Here is a 14,861-nt window from a genome sequence, read left to right as displayed (position 1 = left end):
CCAACCCATGGCCGGCCAACCCGAGGCCGGCCGAAAAACGCCACCTCAGCCAACCTTGCCAACCTTGCCAGCCCGCCAGCCCGGCGGCCCGGCGGCCCGCCGCCCGCCAGCCCACACTTCCCTTCCCGGCAACGGAGGACACATGGACACCACCACCACGGACGCTGGGGCGGAGACGGAGGGCGTGGACGGAGGCGTGGGTCTGACCGCGCTTCTGGTCGCCACGGCGCGGGCGATCGAGACCCACCGCCACGACAGCCTCGCCCAGGACGGCTATGCCGAGCACTTCGTCCGTGCCGCCCCCGCAAGCGCGGGGTGGCCGGTCCGCGTCGAGCAGGTCGCGGGCGGGGACAGCAATCACCTGTGGGGGAGGTTCGCCCGGTACTTCGGGCTGCGGACACGGGTCCTGGACGAGTTCCTGCTGCGATCGGTCCGCCGGGACGCCCGACAGGTCGTACTGCTGGGCGCGGGCCTCGACACGCGAGCGTACCGGCTGGACTGGCCGTCGGACCTGGTGGTGTACGAGGTCGACAGGGCGGGCGTGCTCGCCTTCAAGGAGGGGGTGCTCCAGGAACTGTCGGCCGCCCCGCGGGTGAAGCGGGTGACCGTGCCGGTCGACCTCCGCTCGGACTGGGTCGCGGCGCTCACCTCGGCCGGGTTCGACCCGGTGGTCCCGAGCGCCTGGCTGGCGGAGGGGCTGCTGTTCTACCTGCCGGGCGCCGCCGAGACGTCCCTCGTCGACTCGGTGCACCGGCTGGCCGCCGACGGCAGCGCCCTCGCCTTCGAGGCCAAGCTGGAGAAGGACCTGATGGCGTATCGCGACAGCCCGATCTACTCGGCGACGCGGGAGCAGATCGGCATCGACCTGCTGCGCCTCTTCGACAAGGGGCCGCGGCCGGACTCGGCGGGTGCCCTGCGGGCACGCGGCTGGTCCGTGTCGATGCACACGCCCTTCGAGTTCAGCCGCAAGCACGGCCGCGGACCGCTGCCCGAGCCGAACGACGCGCTGGAGGGGAACCGGTGGGTGTTCGCGCACAAGCCCCGGCCGTGACGGTGTGACCGCCGCCCCCGGCGGATGCTTCGGGAGCCGAGCGGAGACGGCCCGGGCCGTCCTCCCGCATGGGCATCGTGCGGCAGGACGGCCCCAGTCATTAAGGCGGGCCGGGCGGGTCAGCCCGCCTGGACGGCGACGAGCTGGTCGCCGGGGATCCCGGCCTTCTCCGGCGCGTAGTAGTCCACGATGCCGGCGTCCCAGGTGCCCACGGTGATGCGGTCCTCGGCATCCGGGCCGAAGGCGTCGAAGAGGGCGTGGATGTTCTCCTCCCCGAAGCCGATCGCCGTCATCAGCGAGACGAAGAGCGGCCGCTCGATCAGCCCGTCGCCGTCGGGGTCGCCGAGCACGGACAGCGAGCGGGCGAACTCCTTGATCGTGGGGCCGAAGCGGTCCGGGTCGAGCACGAACGGGCGGAACTCCTCGACCGTGATCACACCGTCGTCGTTCGCGTCGAGCTCCGCTGCGAGGACCGTCCACCAGCGGCGGAACGCGGCCCGGAGTGCCTCCCTGGCCGCGCCGTCCGAGGCGGTCGCCACCTCCAGGACCCGTCCTGTCATGAGGTCGAAGTCGTCGGAGTCGATGACCCCGTTGCCGTTGGCGTCGAAGAGGGAGAAGACCAGCTCGACCCGCTGGGCGGCCTCAGTTCGCATGTCCGTCACCTGTCTTCAGCGGCCCGTCGGTCCCGGGCCTGGCTCAGTGCGTGCTCCTACGTAACGGCGCCGCGAGGCGGCCGTGACGGGCGACGGCCCCCCGGTACCGGAATGGGTGAGGGGCCGGACCACCAGTCCGGGCGCGATGTCGGCACGGTGACGAGGACGTGACAGGCTGCCGCGGGGTCTCGGTCTCCAGGTCTCTGGTGTCATGGGAAGGCCGGTGACGGCGGCGAGGTAGCCGTCGAATTCGAGGGCCGGGGAGTCGGCCATGACCTCGGATCCAGGCGGCGCACCCTCCCCCTTCGTCAACTACACACCCCGGTGGCGCGGCGGCGGACCGCGGAACGACGGCGGCACGGCGGGCAGCGGACCGCGGGCATCGGTGTGCGGCGGCTGGGCAGGGGGTCAGCTGTCCAGGGAGAGTGCGTTCTTGGCGTGCGTGACGGATTCCTCCGAGGCGGGTCCGCCTGGATTCTCGGTGGCCAGTGCCTGGTTGAGGGTGACGAAGGGGCGCATCCGCCGCTCGTAGCGGGCGTACGCGGTGCGGTGGTCGCCGTTGGCTTGGGCAAGGCAGTCGGCCAGCACGTGGGCGCCGACGAGAGCCAGGCTGGTGCCCTGCCCGGAGAGGGGGGAGGGGCAGTAGCCGGCGTCTCCGAGTAGGGCCACCCGGCCCCGCGACCACTGGTCCATGCGAATCTGGGCCATGGCGTCGCAGTAGAAGTCGGGCGCCTTCCGGGCGGCCTCGGCCAGGCGAGCCCCTTCCCACCGCATCGACGCGAGCTTGTCCACGACGAGCTGCCGCAGGGCGCCGCCGTCGCGAACGTCGCGGGCGAGGGGGGCGGACTCGAAGCCGAAGGCGATCCTGAGTTCGGTGTTGCCGCGTACGGGCATGATGCCGAAGCCCGCGTCGCCGTCTCGCAGCCACATCTGCCAGTCGTCAAGGGCGAGGAAGTTCTCCGCGCTGAACACCGAGAGGTAGCTGCCCAGGTGGTGGGCGAAATGCTCCTCCGGGCCGAAGGCCAGGCGTCGTACGGTGGAGTGGAGGCCGTCGGCCCCGATCACCAGGTCGAAGGTGCGGGACGGTCCGTGCGCGAAGTCGACGCGCACTCCGGTCTGGATTTCGTCGAGTGCGGTGATGCTGTCGCCGAAGAGGTACTCGACGCCTGCGCGGGTGTGCTCGTACACGATCCGTACCAGGTCCTCGCGCAACACCTCGATGTCTTCGCTGTCGAGCCGGCCGCTACTGAAGGTCGCCTCGGTGGAGCGGTCGACCTCGTGACCGTCAGGGGCGAGGATCGACATGCCGCGCATCCGGGTCCTCGCGCGGCTTGCCTGCTCCAGCAGGCCCATACGCTCCACGGCTTCGAGCGCGACGCCTCGGATGTCCACCGCCTGGCCGCCGGGGCGTTGGCCCGGGGCGCGTTCGACGACGGTGGGCGCGAAGCCGTGACGGCGCAGCCAGTAAGCGAGGGCGGGCCCGGCGATTCCGCCACCGGAGATGAGTACGGTCTGCATGGGAAGTTCCTCCAGCGCTTTGTACGGTGTACGCACACTGAACGTACGACGTACGCGCGATCCCTCCAACTGGCCATTTACCAGGTCTGTACTAGGTCAGACGGCTTGCTTCCGGCGATTCCGCTGCTAGCCTCTGCGCTAGTACAGGACAGGGAAGTGGCAGGACGTGACGAAGACCACAAGAGCAGTCGGTGATCCCCCCTATCTGCGCATCGTCGCCGCGATCCGGCGGCGCATCGCGGAAGGTGAACTCGCCCCCGGGGACCGGGTTCCCTCGACCCGGCAGATCGCCGGGGAATGGGGCGTCGCGCTCGCCACCGCGACCAAGGCCCTGACCACCCTGCGCCTGGAGGGTCTTGTCGAGGCCCGGCCCCGGATCGGCACGGTCGTCGCCGGAACGGCCCCCGCCGCGCCGGCCCGCAGGCGCCCGTCACCCGTCCCGGACCCCGAGCAGGAACTGAGCCTCGACCGGATCGTCCGCACGGCCATCGACATCGCCGACAGCGAAGGGCTGTCGGCGCTCTCCATGCGCGGCGTCGCGGCACGGCTCGGCGTCGCCGCCATGTCTCCCTACCGGTACGTCCCCAGCAAGGACGACCTCATCCTGCTCATGGCCGACACCGCCTTCGGCGAGGAGTCCTATCCTGCCGACGCCCCCGACGGGTGGCGCTCCCGCATCGAACTGGGTGCTCGGACCCTTTGGGCTCTCTACCGCAAGCACCCCTGGCTGGCCCAGATCGGCTCCCTCACCCGCCCTCTGCTCGTGCCCAACCTGATGGTCCACGGCGAATGGGCGCTGCGAGCCCTCGACGGCCACGGACTCGATCCCACCAGGCTGTTCGATATCCACGTCCTGCTCTACAGCCATGTCCAGGGCCTGGCTGTGCACCTGGAGATGGAAGCGCACGCCGAAGCCGCCACGGGCCAGTCGGAGGACCAGTGGATGGACGGCCGCGCCCCCGCTCTCCGGGAACTGGTGGAATCCGGCCGCTTCCCGACCTTCGGCAAGGTGGTCGGAGCGTTCGAGGACGGCTACGACCTGTGTCTCGATGCTCTCTTCGAATTCGGCCTCAAGGCACTCCTCGACGGCCTGACTTCCCTCGTCGAAGGTCAGGAAGCTGTCACGTAGCCACAAGAACGAGCTCATCGGACGCTCTCGGTGTCCGCGCCTCGGCCCCGCCGGGCCCGGTCCGGACCCGGCGGTGAGCCGGGTCCGGACCATGGCGAGGATCCGGTGAGGTCAGCTGACGCCGATCTCACCGAGTTGCATGTAGTAATCACCGAACTGGTCGGCGCTGAGCTTGGTGCCGGTGATCTTCACGTAGCGGGCCGTGGTCGGCGCGAACGAGAAGGTCTGGGGGCCGGCACCCGGCCTCGCGTGGTCGTGCTCGTCGGCGACGGTGGTCCAGGTGGTGTTGTCCGTGGAGACCTGGACGGTGAAGTCGACGGGGAAGCCGAGGCCGGTGTTCACGCCGTCGGTGCGGGGGGTGAGCCGGACCTGACTGATCAGGCTCGGTCCCTGGAGGTCGACGGTGATCCACTCGTTCGCCGTCGGCGTGGGCGACTTGAGGCTGCTCCAGCCCATCGAGTAGCCCTGCGCCGAGTTCCGTACGCCGTCGGTGGCGGCGGTGCGCTTCCAGCCCGAGCCCTCGACGGAACTTGATGTGGTCACCGGCCGGTTGGCGGCCAGTTCGTCGCCGGCGGCCTCGATCTCGGCCAGTTGCAGGTGGTAGTTGCCGTGCGGGTCCTGGCGCAGCTTCGTCCCGGTGACCTTGACGTAGCGCACATCGGTCGGTGTGAACGGGAAGGACTGCGCGGACGCGTCCGGTCGCGGGCGGCCGTGCTCGTCGGCGACGGTGGTCCAGGTGGTGTTGTCGGCGGAGACCTGGACGGTGAAGTCGACGGGGAAGCCGAGGCCGGTGTTGGCGCCGTCGGCGCGGCCGAAGAGGTCCAGGCGGCCGATCCGGCGAACCGCGCCGAGGTCCACGGTCACCGACTCGGGGTGGTCGACGGACAGGTTGTCGATGCTGCTCCAGCCCATGGTGCCGGTGGGCAGGGAGCGGCGGCCGTCGGTGAGGGCGTTCCTGCTCCAGCCGTCGGCCTCGTAGCTGCTGGAGGCCGTGACGGAGCCATTCTCGACAGGGTTGGTGCCGGGGTTGAGTCGTACGTTGTCGAACCGGGCACTCGCCCCGCCGGTCGCGAGGCCGATGTTGCCGACGGGGTAGCTCTGGTCGGTGAGGGAGAGCAGCTTCGTCGCGCCCGCGTACACCGTGAGGGTGGAGCCGCGGGTGACGGTCCGCAGGGTGACCGTCTGGCCGGGGCTGTAGCCGGGCACCTGCGCCTTGGCGAGGGTGACGCCGCTGCGCTGGACGAAGACCTCGCCGTTGTCGCGCAGGGCCACCAGATAGCCGGTCTGCCGGTCGGTCGGGTTCTGGCTGTGGACGGTCAGGCCGGCCCAGTTGGTGTTGCCGCCGTCGGCGTTGACGCCGGTGATCCGTACGTCGACGGAGGCGGCGACGTCGCCGTAGGCCCGGCCGGCCACGGCGGAGACCGTGTCCCAGTTGGCGGCGGTGTCGCTCTGCGCGTACGCCTGGTCGCCGGTGACCGCCCAGGAGCCGCGAGTGTGCCGCCACTCGCCGTCGGCACCGGAGGAGAAGGCGTCGGCGAACGGGTAGGAGGCGTCGGCGCCCTGGGTGGTGAGCGCGTCCAGGATCTGCTGGTGGCGGTGGTCGAGTTCCGCGCCCGAGGTGGTGAACGCGGTGCTGTTCGTGATCAGGGACGAGGTGAGAGCCCGGGCCAGGACCGGCTTGACGGCGGCGAGCTGGTGGAGCAGCTCGTAGTCCTGGATGCCGGCCAGCAGCGCCTCACTGCGCATGCTGTCGAAGACGTCGAGGGCGTCCTTGTTCGGGCGCACCAGGAACGGGTCCCCGTCGGTCTGGTCGTCGAACGTGTCGATGTGCTTGAAGCCGTCCGGCGTCGTCCAGATGTTCCAGCCCCAGTGCAGAAAGCCGTTGCCGCCCACCGCCGACACCATCCACGGCGTCAGCCGCGAGTCGGAGAGCGGATAGCTGATGAATCGGTTGAGGTGGCGGCTCTGCGGATAGATGCAGTAATAGAGCCAGAGATCCTTACCGGCGAGGCGGCGGTTCTGGTAGTAGCCGGGATCCGCGTCGTAGTGGTCGTTGCGCGGCGTGATCGTGCCGAGGACGTCGTCCAGGGCGGGCACGGCCGCGTGATGGGCCTCGTTCGACTGCCCCTGGGGGAAGTACGCGTGGAAGCGCTCGTAGAGCCAGCGCGAGGCGTCGACCTGGGGCTGGTCCCAGTTGTTGGGCTCGTCGACCGCGCTCAGGTAGAACACGTCGCTCCATCGGCGCCCGGGTGCGCAAGTCGGGCCCACGTCGAGGCACTTGGAGTCGAGGTGGGCCTTCAGCGCCGGGAGCACGGTGTCGAGGTACGCGGTGGCTTCGGGCGAACCCGAGGTGAGGTAACCCATCTTCACCCCTCCGTCGCCGTCGCTGACGAGGGCTTCCAGGTTCCTGCCGCCCTGGCCCTCGATGAGGGTGGGGGTGTAGAGGTACTGGAGTGCGCCGGCGTCCTGGAAGAGTCCGACGAAGCGGTCGAAGTTCTTCCAGGTGAAGGTGTACTTGCCGTCCACCAGTGTGGTGTCGCGGATGGCGAGGGCCTGGAAGTCCGCGTAGATGACGTTGTTGCGGTGCCTGGCGTGGTTCTCGGCGATGTTCCCCATGAGCGTCCACCACTTGGGGGAATAGTCCGTGATCCCGTACTGGTCGGGGATGGACGTCGCCGTCCACGTGTAGTCCCAGCCGACGGAGGTGAACCAGTTGTTCATACGGAAGGTCGACCGGTTCGCCGGGGGCAGCTCGACGTCGTACACCCTCACGGACACCGGGACGTCCACCGGACCGGCCGAACTCTGCACGGTGGCCTTGCCGGTGTAGGTGCCGGGCGCCTGCCCGGTGGGCACCGCCACGCTGTAGTAGTACGGCTGGGTGGTGTCGGGCGCGAGCTGGTCCAGCTCGTTGGCGACGAGCGCGTCGTAGTAGCGCGTGCCACCGTCCGGCGGCTCCTGCTGGTGACCGCTCTGGATCTTCCGGATGTCCGGGTGGTCGTATTCCCGGTTCACGGTGATGCGTGAGGCCGGGATCACGGCCCCGTCCGGCCCGGTGAGGTCGCTGGCCCGCACCGACACGTCGCTGAGCGTGTCCCCCGAGCGAACGGCGATCTGCGCGGCCTGCACCTCGTTGCGTGCCGCGAAGAGCGACACGGCTCGCGTCGCTCGCTGGGGCGCCGGCGACGAGGAGAAGACGTGGTCGGCCCCGCTCTCGACCCAGACGGACGGCTGGGCCGCGGCGACGGCCTGCCCGGGGCCGACGACGGAAGCCAGCAACAGGCCGGCTGACGCCGCGACCGACGCCCTTATGAATGCTTTTCTCACGATGTCCTTGGTTTCATCCTGGCATGCGCACGGCGATCCGTGGCAGGGGCCAGTCAACCGCATCGCGGCGCCCGAGATGATCTTTCCCCTCCGCCCCGGGGGGCGGGTTTCAGGAGGCCCGGACCACCCGGTCGATCTCCGCACCGGTACGGGCCCCACGACGGGCCACTCGTCCCGGAAGCGAGCAGGAGGCGACGGAGCGCGGTGGCGCAGGAGCAACGGGCGGCGCAGAACTGCACCTGCGCATCAGAGTGCTGCCAGAGGCAAGCTCGCGACTGTCAGGTGTGGACCGAGAACCGCGCCCCGCGGGCGCGACCGGGCCGGCCTGGCTATGCCCACGCATCTGAGGGGCAGCCACGCGGAACTGGATGCCGCTGAGGAGAGGGCATGAGCGCGCACGGCGAGGTTGCGATTCCGGCGCTCTCTCTTCGCCGCAGCACTCGGCGGCGTCGCCCACTATCTGGCCCCTCGCGCCATAGTCCCCGCGGGCTCGGCGAGGCCGCGTGGTTCAGTTCACGCGGATCGCGAGCATGCAGGCGTCGTCGTCGGGTCCGGCTTGGTCGGGATCGGCCAGGAGGACGTCGATCAGCTCCGTCGGGGGGAGGTCGGCGGACCGCCCCATCGCGTTCGCGAGGCGCTCGATGCCCTTCGTCACGTCCTCGCCTCGGTGTTCCACCATGCCGTCGGTGTACAGGAGGAGCAGGTCGCCGTGGCTGAGCGGGGTCGTGGAGGTCTCGTACCCATACCCCGGAAGGGCACCCAACAGTGGGCCGCGCCGGCCGACGTCGAGAGGCGTGGCCCGGCCGTTTCGCAGCAGCAAGGGCGAGGGATGCCCGGCGTCGGCCCAGTGCAGGGTGCGGCTGTCGTCGATGTGGCCCGCGACCACTGTGGCGGTCTCTCCAGCCGGGTCGCTGCAGACCAGTTCGTTCAGCCATGTGGTGATCTCCCCCGCACTGGCCCCGGTCTGGGCAAGCCCCGCCAGCGCATGGCGCTGCTGGGCCATGCGCGCCACCGCGTCGAGACCGTGCCCCGCGGCGTCACCGATGGCCACCAGCACCCGGCCGTCCGGCAGCAGTCGGCACTTGTACCAGTCGCCCCCGACGGCCGCGTCGGGCTCGGCGGGCCGGTACGAGGCGGCCACGGTCAGCCCCACGGCCGCCAGCGCCTCCGACAGCGTCGGCATCAGCGCCTCGCGGAGCGCGTCCGCCACCCGGCGTTCGGCCTGGGACTGGCGGCGCAGGCGGTCCGATTCCCTCTCGGTCTCTGCCAGCCGACGCCGACTGCGGATCTGCGGCGTGAGGTCGCGGGCCACGAGGTGGACCGCCCAGGGCCTGCCGTCGGTTCCGGCGACCGGGCGGCCGAGGAGGTCGAGGGTGCGCACCTCGCCGAGGACCAGGAAGCGGATCCGGGTCCAGGCGGGTTCCTCACCGGCGAGTACGGAGGTGAGGAACTCAGAGAACGCGGTGAGATCGTCCGGCACCAGGGTGTCGCACAGCTGCTCCAGCGACCACGGCATTCCGATCTCGGCGTGGAAGATCCGGCTGAGCCCCTCCGACCACGTCACCTTCCCGGACAGCAGATCCCAGTGGCCCCACCCCAGCGAGGCCAGGTACTGGGCATCGATGGTCAGCAGTTCGGTCTGGCTTCGGACGGGCCGCCAGGTGGCGAGAACCTGTTCCCCGCAGAGCGCCGCCGAATACAGCAGCGGGGCCCTGTGCAGTCTGCCGAGGCGTTGCTCGGTGTAGTCGACGACGCGGCCCTCCATGGAGCCGCCGTTGGCGACGAGGTCGGCGAGCGCCGTCAGCAGGCCGCTCCGCGCCGCTCCGGGCCGGGCTTCGAGGAACCGCTGGCCGACCTGCCGGTCCGGTGCCTCCAGCCAGTCCGCGGACCGTATCCGGTTGCCCGCGACGATACGGAAGTCCCGTACGGCCCTGGTGTCGTCGTCGTGGAGGGGCTCCAGCAGCACGGCGGACGCGGGGATCGCGCTGAGCGCGGAGCACATCCCGGTGGCGCCTTGGTCGTGCGTGCTGCACAGGCAGCGCGACCCGGCCGGTGCGGCGGCGGGACCGGGGGCGAGCGACTGCACCGGTGCGGTGACCTCCGCACCCGGTTCGCCGGACGCCGGACGCTCGGTGGTGCGGCGCACGACGTCCCGCAGGGAGGCGACTTCCCGCCCGATCATGGCCTTCAACTCGTCCACGTTGTCAGGCAGCGGAAAACTCATGATCGCCTCCCTTGTCCACCGGACATGATTCCGGCGGCCGGCGCGGGTCACACCCACGAAGCCGCTGCCCGGCCAGGCGCGTTTCATGCGTCGGCGTCCGGTGCGGACGCGCCGGCGACGGATCGACAGCCCGGCGGCGAGCACTCGCTGGGCCGACGGCCAGCTCAGCCACGGTACGGCCCGCCCGGCCAGCGCGCGGGTGCGTGCAGTGGTGCGGGTGCGGGCAGTGGCGCGTGTGGCCAGGTGGCCCCGACTCGGCGCCCCGTTGTCAGCCGGTTCGGCTCGCCAGGAGCCGGCTCAGCGACCAGTTGGTGATCAGCCTGTCTGCTCCCAGGCCGATGCGGGCCACGCGTGCGTAGCCAGAGCTCTGCCAGTGGAGCTGGTGGGGGGCGTGGGCATCGGTGTCGACGGCGAAGAGGCAGCCTGCGGCGGCGGCCTGCGCAAGCAGATCGTCCGGCGGGTCGCGACGCTCTGGCCGACAGTTGATCTCGACCGCGGTGCCGGACTCCGCGCAGGCGGCGAACACGGCCTCGGCGTCGAAGCGGGACTGGGGGCGCCCTCTGCCGGTGATGAGCCGTCCCGTGCAGTGCCCCAGGACGTCGACGTGCGGGTTGCCGGCCGCGGCGAGTAGGCGGGCGGTCATCGGTTCGGGTTCCGAGCGGAGCTTGGAGTGCACGGACGCCACGACGATGTCGAGCTGACCGAGAAGCTCTTCCTCCTGGTCGAGTGAGCCGTCGTCGAGGATGTCGCACTCGATGCCGGTCAGCAGTCGGAAGTCCGGGCCGAGTCTGGAATTCACGGCGGCCACGACCTGTATTTGGTGTCTGAGCCGGTCGGGGCTCAGACCGTGGGCGATGGTCAGCCGGGGTGAGTGGTCGGTCAGAACCGCCCATTGGTGGCCGTAGGCCTGGGCAGCTTCGGCCATGTCCTCGAGCGGGCTGCCGCCGTCCGACCAGTCAGAGTGCAGGTGGCAGTCTCCGGTGCTCGCGGCCGCGAGGTCCCAGCCGGCGAGGGTGTTCGGGTCTGCTTCGGACTGCAGGCGGGCGAGGTAGCTCGGGACCGCGCCTGTCGATGCCTGGGCGATGACCTCGGCCGTGACGGGGCCCACCCCGCGCAGTCGTCCGGCCTGTGCGGCGTCCACCGGGCCCGCCGGCAGGTGGTGGACGGCGTCGGCTGCCGTGTGGAAGGCCCGGACCCGGTAGGGGGACGCCCCGCGCCATTCCAGAAGGAAGGCAATCCGGCGCAGGGCTTCGTCAGGGGTCATGGCAGGGGGGTTCCGCCGGTGGCGTTGACGATCTCGCCGGTGATGTAGGAGGCCTGGTCGGAGGCGAGGAAGACGTAAGCGGGTGCCATCTCGGCCGGCTGTGCGGGCCGGCCCAGGGGTGACTGCTCGCCGAACTTCGTCGGGTCGGGCATCGTCGCGGGGATCAGGGGGGTCCAGACCGGCCCGGGTGCCACGGCGTTGGCCCGGATGCCTCGCTCGGCGAGCATCTGGGCCAGGCTGTGAGTGAAGGAGATGATCGCGGACTTGGTCATCGCGTAGTCGAGGAGATGCGGGCTCGGCTGGTAGCCCTGCACGGAGGCGGTGTTGATGACCGAGGCGCCGCTCGGCATGTGGCGCAGCGCGGCCTTGGTGAGCCAGAACATCCCGTACAGGTTGGTCTTCATCACCCGGTCGAACTGCTCGGTGCTGATTGCTTCGATTCCGTCGGGTTGTGACATCTGGTAGGCGGCGTTGTTGACGAGCAGGTCGATGCCGCCCAGCTCGCTCACCGTCTTGTCGACGAGGGCGGAACATTCGTCTTCGTGTCGGATGTCGCAGGCGATGGCCACCGCTTTGCGGCCGGCTTCGCGGATGAGGCGGGTGGTCTCCTCGGCTTCGTCCGACTCCTCGGGCAGGTGGGCGAACACGACGTCCGCGCCCTCCCGTGCGAATGCCAGACAGACGGCCCGGCCGATGCCGGAGTCCCCTCCGGTCACGAGTGCTTTGCGACCGTAGAGCAGGTCGTGGCCCCGGTAGGTGTCTTCGCCGTGGTCGGGTCGGGGATCCATGGCCGCGGTCGAGCCGGGGTGATCTTGGTCCTGTTGGGGAAACGGGGGCCGGGCGTACCGCCCCACCGGGTCGATGAGGTGGGCCTGCTCGGGGGAGGGCATCACGGTCTCCTTTCGGCGAGGCTCAGGAAGAGGGCGGGTAGGGGGCGCCCTTGAGGAGGCGGGCGAGGTGCGCGGTGTTGGCGGCGAGGGTTCTGGTCGTCGCGGCGGTCTTCTCGGGCGTCTTGTCGAGGTCCTGGTAGTCAGTGCCCTGCATCGCCTCGCCGACCCAGTAGGTGACGGCGTTCGGGGCGAGGGAGAAGCCGACGTCGCCCAGGCCCTGGAAGAGGTCGGCGCTGACCTTGTGGGCACCGTCCTCGTTGCCGACGACGCACACGGCCGCCGCCTTGCCGTAAGTGAGCATGCGGCCTTCGTCGTCGCTCTCGCCCAGCTCGGCATCGAGGCGTTCCAGGACGCGCTGGGCGATGCTGGAAGGGTGACCGAGCCAGATGGGTGTGGACAGGATCAGGATGTCGCAGCCCAGGATCGTGTCGCGGATCTCCGGCCAGGCGTCGCCGTCTCCCATGTCGATCTCGACACCGGGTTTGACGTCGTGATCGGCGATCCGGATCACCTTGCCGGTGACGCCGTGATCGGCCAGGGCGGCCATGGTCTGCTCGGCCAGCAGCTGGGAGCTGGAGGGCTTGGGCGCCGGGGAGAGCGTGCATACCAGCGCGACGGCGCGCAAGGGCGTGGTTTCGGTCGTGGTGGTCATACGGTCCGACTACCCCGATGGTGATGCCGTATCCCGCCTTCACCGCGAGACCCGCCGATCGAAGGTGGGCCTGGTCAATGGGCCGTCTACTGGTCCGCAGGGCCGGGCTCGGCCATCCGGCGGTGGCTCAGCTCGTGATCGGGCGGATAAAACGGTGGCCACCTGATTGGCTTCACTGCCACGATCTGGGTGTGACTTCGTTGTTCCTGATGGTCGGCCTGCCAGGGGCCGGAAAGACCACGCGGGCCCGACAGCTCGCCGCGGAGCACGGCGCGCTGCGTCTGACGCCCGACGACTGGATGATTCCCCTGTTCGGTGAGGCGGAGGCGGACGGGAAGCGCGACGTACTGGAGGGGCGCATGCTCTGGCTCGCCCTGGAGGCGGTCAGACTGGGCACCAACGTCGTCGTGGACTACGGCTGCTGGTCACGGGACGAACGCTCTGCGATCCGCTGGCTGGTGGAGGCCGAAAGGGCGTGCTTCCGCATGGTCTACCTGCCGGTGGACGACGAGACCCAACGCGCCCGTATCGCCCATCGCTGGGCGACCACCCCCGAGGAGACGTTGCCGATGTCCGAGGCCGACATCCTGCACGGGCGCGCGCATTTCGAGGAGCCCGACGCGGCGGAGCTGGGGGGCCGCAGGGTCGCCGGCCCGCCGGCCGGGTGGATCGACTGGCGGGAGTGGGCCGCCGACCGGTGGCCCTCGTTCGCGTGACCCCTGCGGCCTTCGGAGAGGGGCACACGACTACTCAGGTGACCAACGATGCCAGGGGGCCGGGGCTCCGCCCCCGCAGCACGCGTCGGCCCCGCGGGTCCTGGCATCCAGGTGGGTGACGGTCCCGCCGGCGGCGGCGCGTGGGGGGCGGTGCGGGAGGGCGACGTGCGAGGGTGCTGGGACCTCTCCCGCTCTGCCCGTCAGGAGTGATCCCGTGCTCGAACGCAAGCAGCTCAAGGGCCGTACACAGGTCACCTTCGTCCTTCCCGCCGACAGCCCGGTCGGGCCGGTCAGCGTGGTGGGGGACTTCAACCACTGGAACCCCGCCGCACATCCGCTGAAGGTCCGGCGCGACGGCATGCGCGCGGCCACGGTTGTCCTGCCGGCTCACAGCGGCCACTCCTTCCGCTACCTGGCGGCCGACGACCACTGGTTCGACGACGACCAGGCCGACGGCCATGACGGTTCCAACAGCCGCGTTCACACCTGACAAGGGGCGCCCGCATGGATGCGATCGTGCTGCTGCGCGAAGACCACAAGACCGTCGAGAAGCTGTTCAAACGGTTCGAGAAGACGTCCGACGAGGACACAGCCGAACGCCGCAGGATCGCCGATGAGGTGACCGAAGAGCTCACCGTCCACGCCTGGATCGAGGAGAAGTTCTTCTACCCGGCCGCCCGCGAAGCAGCACCCGACACGACAGACCACGTCCTGGAGAGCATCGAGGAGCACCACGCGGTGGTGTGGATGCTGTCGGAGATCAAAGGCATGGACCCGGGCGACGAACGGTTCAAGGCCAAGATGACCGTGCTGATGGAACAGGTCCGCCACCACGTCGAAGAGGAGGAAAAGGACTGGTTCCCACAGGTGCGCAGCGCGATGGGCCGCAACAGGCTCGTCGAGCTGGGCCGTGAGCTGGAGGCCGGAAAGAAGCAGGCCCCGCGCGATCCACTGGCCGTTCCCAGCGCCGGCTCGAAGTGACCCGGTCACGGCACGGGCAGGCCGGGCCTCCGCGGCGCGGCTGCTCCTGGCGACGGCGTTGACGCTCGCAGCGGCCGTCGGAGCCGCGCATTCCTCCACCGGCGTCGGGGGATGACCGGACACGCCCGGCACCCGAACGGCCTAAGGGCAGTCCGGAGCGCGGGCGTGGTTCGTTCATCCGGGTCAGTGTGGAGTCGAGAGTGCCTGTCGCAACGTTCCCGATCCTGCTGTCGGAGGCGTCATGGTCACGATTCTTCTGGTTCTGCCGGCTCTGCTCCTGGGAATGCTGTTCGGACTGGACGTCCTGGAAGGCATCCTGTTCCCCCAGCATGCCGAACCACGCTCGCCCGACGGTCCCGCCGCGTAGCCGGTACCCGGTACCCGGTACGGAGAGAGGGCTCCGGTGCGTGCATCGGAACCGTGTGCCGGTCGCGCCGGCACATCTGTTGCGGCCCT

General features: G+C 70.2%; 12 protein-coding genes. 5 read left to right on the top strand and 7 right to left on the bottom strand.

Features of this window, described 5'->3' with window-relative positions:
- The first annotated feature begins 142 nt into the window (after positions 1-142).
- Positions 143-1,051, top strand: coding sequence for a class I SAM-dependent methyltransferase (locus ACZ3ZE_RS28045; protein WP_467261210.1), 909 nt, complete (start codon positions 143-145; stop codon positions 1,049-1,051).
- A gap of 119 nt (positions 1,052-1,170) precedes the next feature.
- On the opposite strand, the gene ACZ3ZE_RS28040 is transcribed toward ACZ3ZE_RS28045, so the two are convergent.
- Positions 1,171-1,704, bottom strand: a complete 534-nt coding sequence (locus ACZ3ZE_RS28040) for an EF-hand domain-containing protein (protein WP_361630753.1) — start codon at positions 1,702-1,704, stop codon at positions 1,171-1,173.
- Positions 1,705-2,112: 408 nt separating this feature from the next.
- Positions 2,113-3,222, bottom strand: a complete 1,110-nt coding sequence (locus ACZ3ZE_RS28035) for an FAD-dependent monooxygenase (protein ID WP_363291606.1) — start codon at positions 3,220-3,222, stop codon at positions 2,113-2,115.
- A gap of 166 nt (positions 3,223-3,388) precedes the next feature.
- Here ACZ3ZE_RS28035 and ACZ3ZE_RS28030 point away from each other — a divergent pair, with 166 nt between their 5' ends.
- Positions 3,389-4,351: a TetR/AcrR family transcriptional regulator C-terminal domain-containing protein gene (locus ACZ3ZE_RS28030; RefSeq protein WP_361630747.1), complete on the top strand. Its 963-nt coding sequence runs from the start codon at positions 3,389-3,391 to the stop codon at positions 4,349-4,351.
- Between the two features lie 111 nt (positions 4,352-4,462).
- Here the strand turns inward: ACZ3ZE_RS28030 and ACZ3ZE_RS28025 are convergent, their stop codons facing one another.
- The 5 genes from ACZ3ZE_RS28025 to ACZ3ZE_RS28005 all read right to left on the bottom strand — a co-directional run bounded on the left by ACZ3ZE_RS28025 (position 4,463) and on the right by ACZ3ZE_RS28005 (position 12,708).
- Positions 4,463-7,678, bottom strand: coding sequence for a discoidin domain-containing protein (locus ACZ3ZE_RS28025; protein ID WP_467261208.1), 3,216 nt, complete (start codon positions 7,676-7,678; stop codon positions 4,463-4,465).
- Between the two features lie 508 nt (positions 7,679-8,186).
- Positions 8,187-9,902 carry a PP2C family protein-serine/threonine phosphatase gene (locus ACZ3ZE_RS28020; protein WP_361630514.1) on the bottom strand — a complete coding sequence of 572 codons (1,716 nt, stop codon included), beginning with the start codon at positions 9,900-9,902 and terminating at the stop codon, positions 8,187-8,189.
- A 268-nt stretch (positions 9,903-10,170) separates the two neighbouring features.
- Positions 10,171-11,166 carry a PHP domain-containing protein gene (locus ACZ3ZE_RS28015; protein WP_467261206.1) on the bottom strand — a complete coding sequence of 332 codons (996 nt, stop codon included), beginning with the start codon at positions 11,164-11,166 and terminating at the stop codon, positions 10,171-10,173.
- A complete protein-coding gene (locus ACZ3ZE_RS28010) occupies positions 11,163-12,056 on the bottom strand; it encodes an SDR family oxidoreductase (RefSeq protein ID WP_361630520.1) in 894 nt (297 codons plus the stop codon). The genes ACZ3ZE_RS28015 and ACZ3ZE_RS28010 overlap by 4 nt, the downstream gene beginning before the upstream one ends.
- 22 nt (positions 12,057-12,078) lie before the next feature.
- The gene (locus tag ACZ3ZE_RS28005; protein ID WP_467261204.1) at positions 12,079-12,708 is read right to left on the bottom strand and encodes a flavodoxin family protein; all 630 of its coding nucleotides are present in this window, start codon (positions 12,706-12,708) and stop codon (positions 12,079-12,081) included.
- Positions 12,709-12,899: 191 nt separating this feature from the next.
- On the opposite strand from ACZ3ZE_RS28005, the gene ACZ3ZE_RS28000 reads away from it, so the two are divergent.
- From ACZ3ZE_RS28000 to ACZ3ZE_RS27990, 3 genes are all read left to right on the top strand, one after another.
- The gene (locus ACZ3ZE_RS28000; protein ID WP_363293385.1) at positions 12,900-13,424 is read left to right on the top strand and encodes a P-loop nucleotide/nucleoside kinase family protein; all 525 of its coding nucleotides are present in this window, start codon (positions 12,900-12,902) and stop codon (positions 13,422-13,424) included.
- Positions 13,425-13,638: 214 nt separating this feature from the next.
- Entirely contained in the window at positions 13,639-13,914 is a 276-nt protein-coding gene (locus ACZ3ZE_RS27995) for an isoamylase early set domain-containing protein (protein ID WP_361630528.1), read from the top strand.
- Positions 13,915-13,928: 14 nt separating this feature from the next.
- Positions 13,929-14,405: a hemerythrin domain-containing protein gene (locus ACZ3ZE_RS27990; protein ID WP_363293386.1), complete on the top strand. Its 477-nt coding sequence runs from the start codon at positions 13,929-13,931 to the stop codon at positions 14,403-14,405.
- Positions 14,406-14,861: the final 456 nt, after the last annotated feature.

This window comes from Streptomyces sp. NPDC023157, from assembly GCF_055560575.1.
The sequence above is the reverse complement of the archived record's forward strand: the minus strand, read 5'-3'. Positions and strand labels throughout refer to the sequence as shown.

Excerpts from the sequence above, each read along its gene's own strand:
- ACZ3ZE_RS28035 (WP_363291606.1), bottom strand. The coding sequence starts at position 3,222 with ATGCAGACCGTACTCATCTCCGGTGGCGGAATCGCCGGGCCCGCCCTC.
- ACZ3ZE_RS28040 (WP_361630753.1), bottom strand. The coding sequence starts at position 1,704 with ATGCGAACTGAGGCCGCCCAGCGGGTCGAGCTGGTCTTCTCCCTCTTC.
- ACZ3ZE_RS28005 (WP_467261204.1), bottom strand. The coding sequence starts at position 12,708 with ATGACCACCACGACCGAAACCACGCCCTTGCGCGCCGTCGCGCTGGTA.
- ACZ3ZE_RS27990 (WP_363293386.1), top strand. The coding sequence starts at position 13,929 with ATGGATGCGATCGTGCTGCTGCGCGAAGACCACAAGACCGTCGAGAAG.
- ACZ3ZE_RS28015 (WP_467261206.1), bottom strand. The coding sequence starts at position 11,166 with ATGACCCCTGACGAAGCCCTGCGCCGGATTGCCTTCCTTCTGGAATGG.
- ACZ3ZE_RS28020 (WP_361630514.1), bottom strand. The coding sequence starts at position 9,902 with ATGAGTTTTCCGCTGCCTGACAACGTGGACGAGTTGAAGGCCATGATC.
- ACZ3ZE_RS28045 (WP_467261210.1), top strand. The coding sequence starts at position 143 with ATGGACACCACCACCACGGACGCTGGGGCGGAGACGGAGGGCGTGGAC.
- ACZ3ZE_RS28010 (WP_361630520.1), bottom strand. The coding sequence starts at position 12,056 with ATGCCCTCCCCCGAGCAGGCCCACCTCATCGACCCGGTGGGGCGGTAC.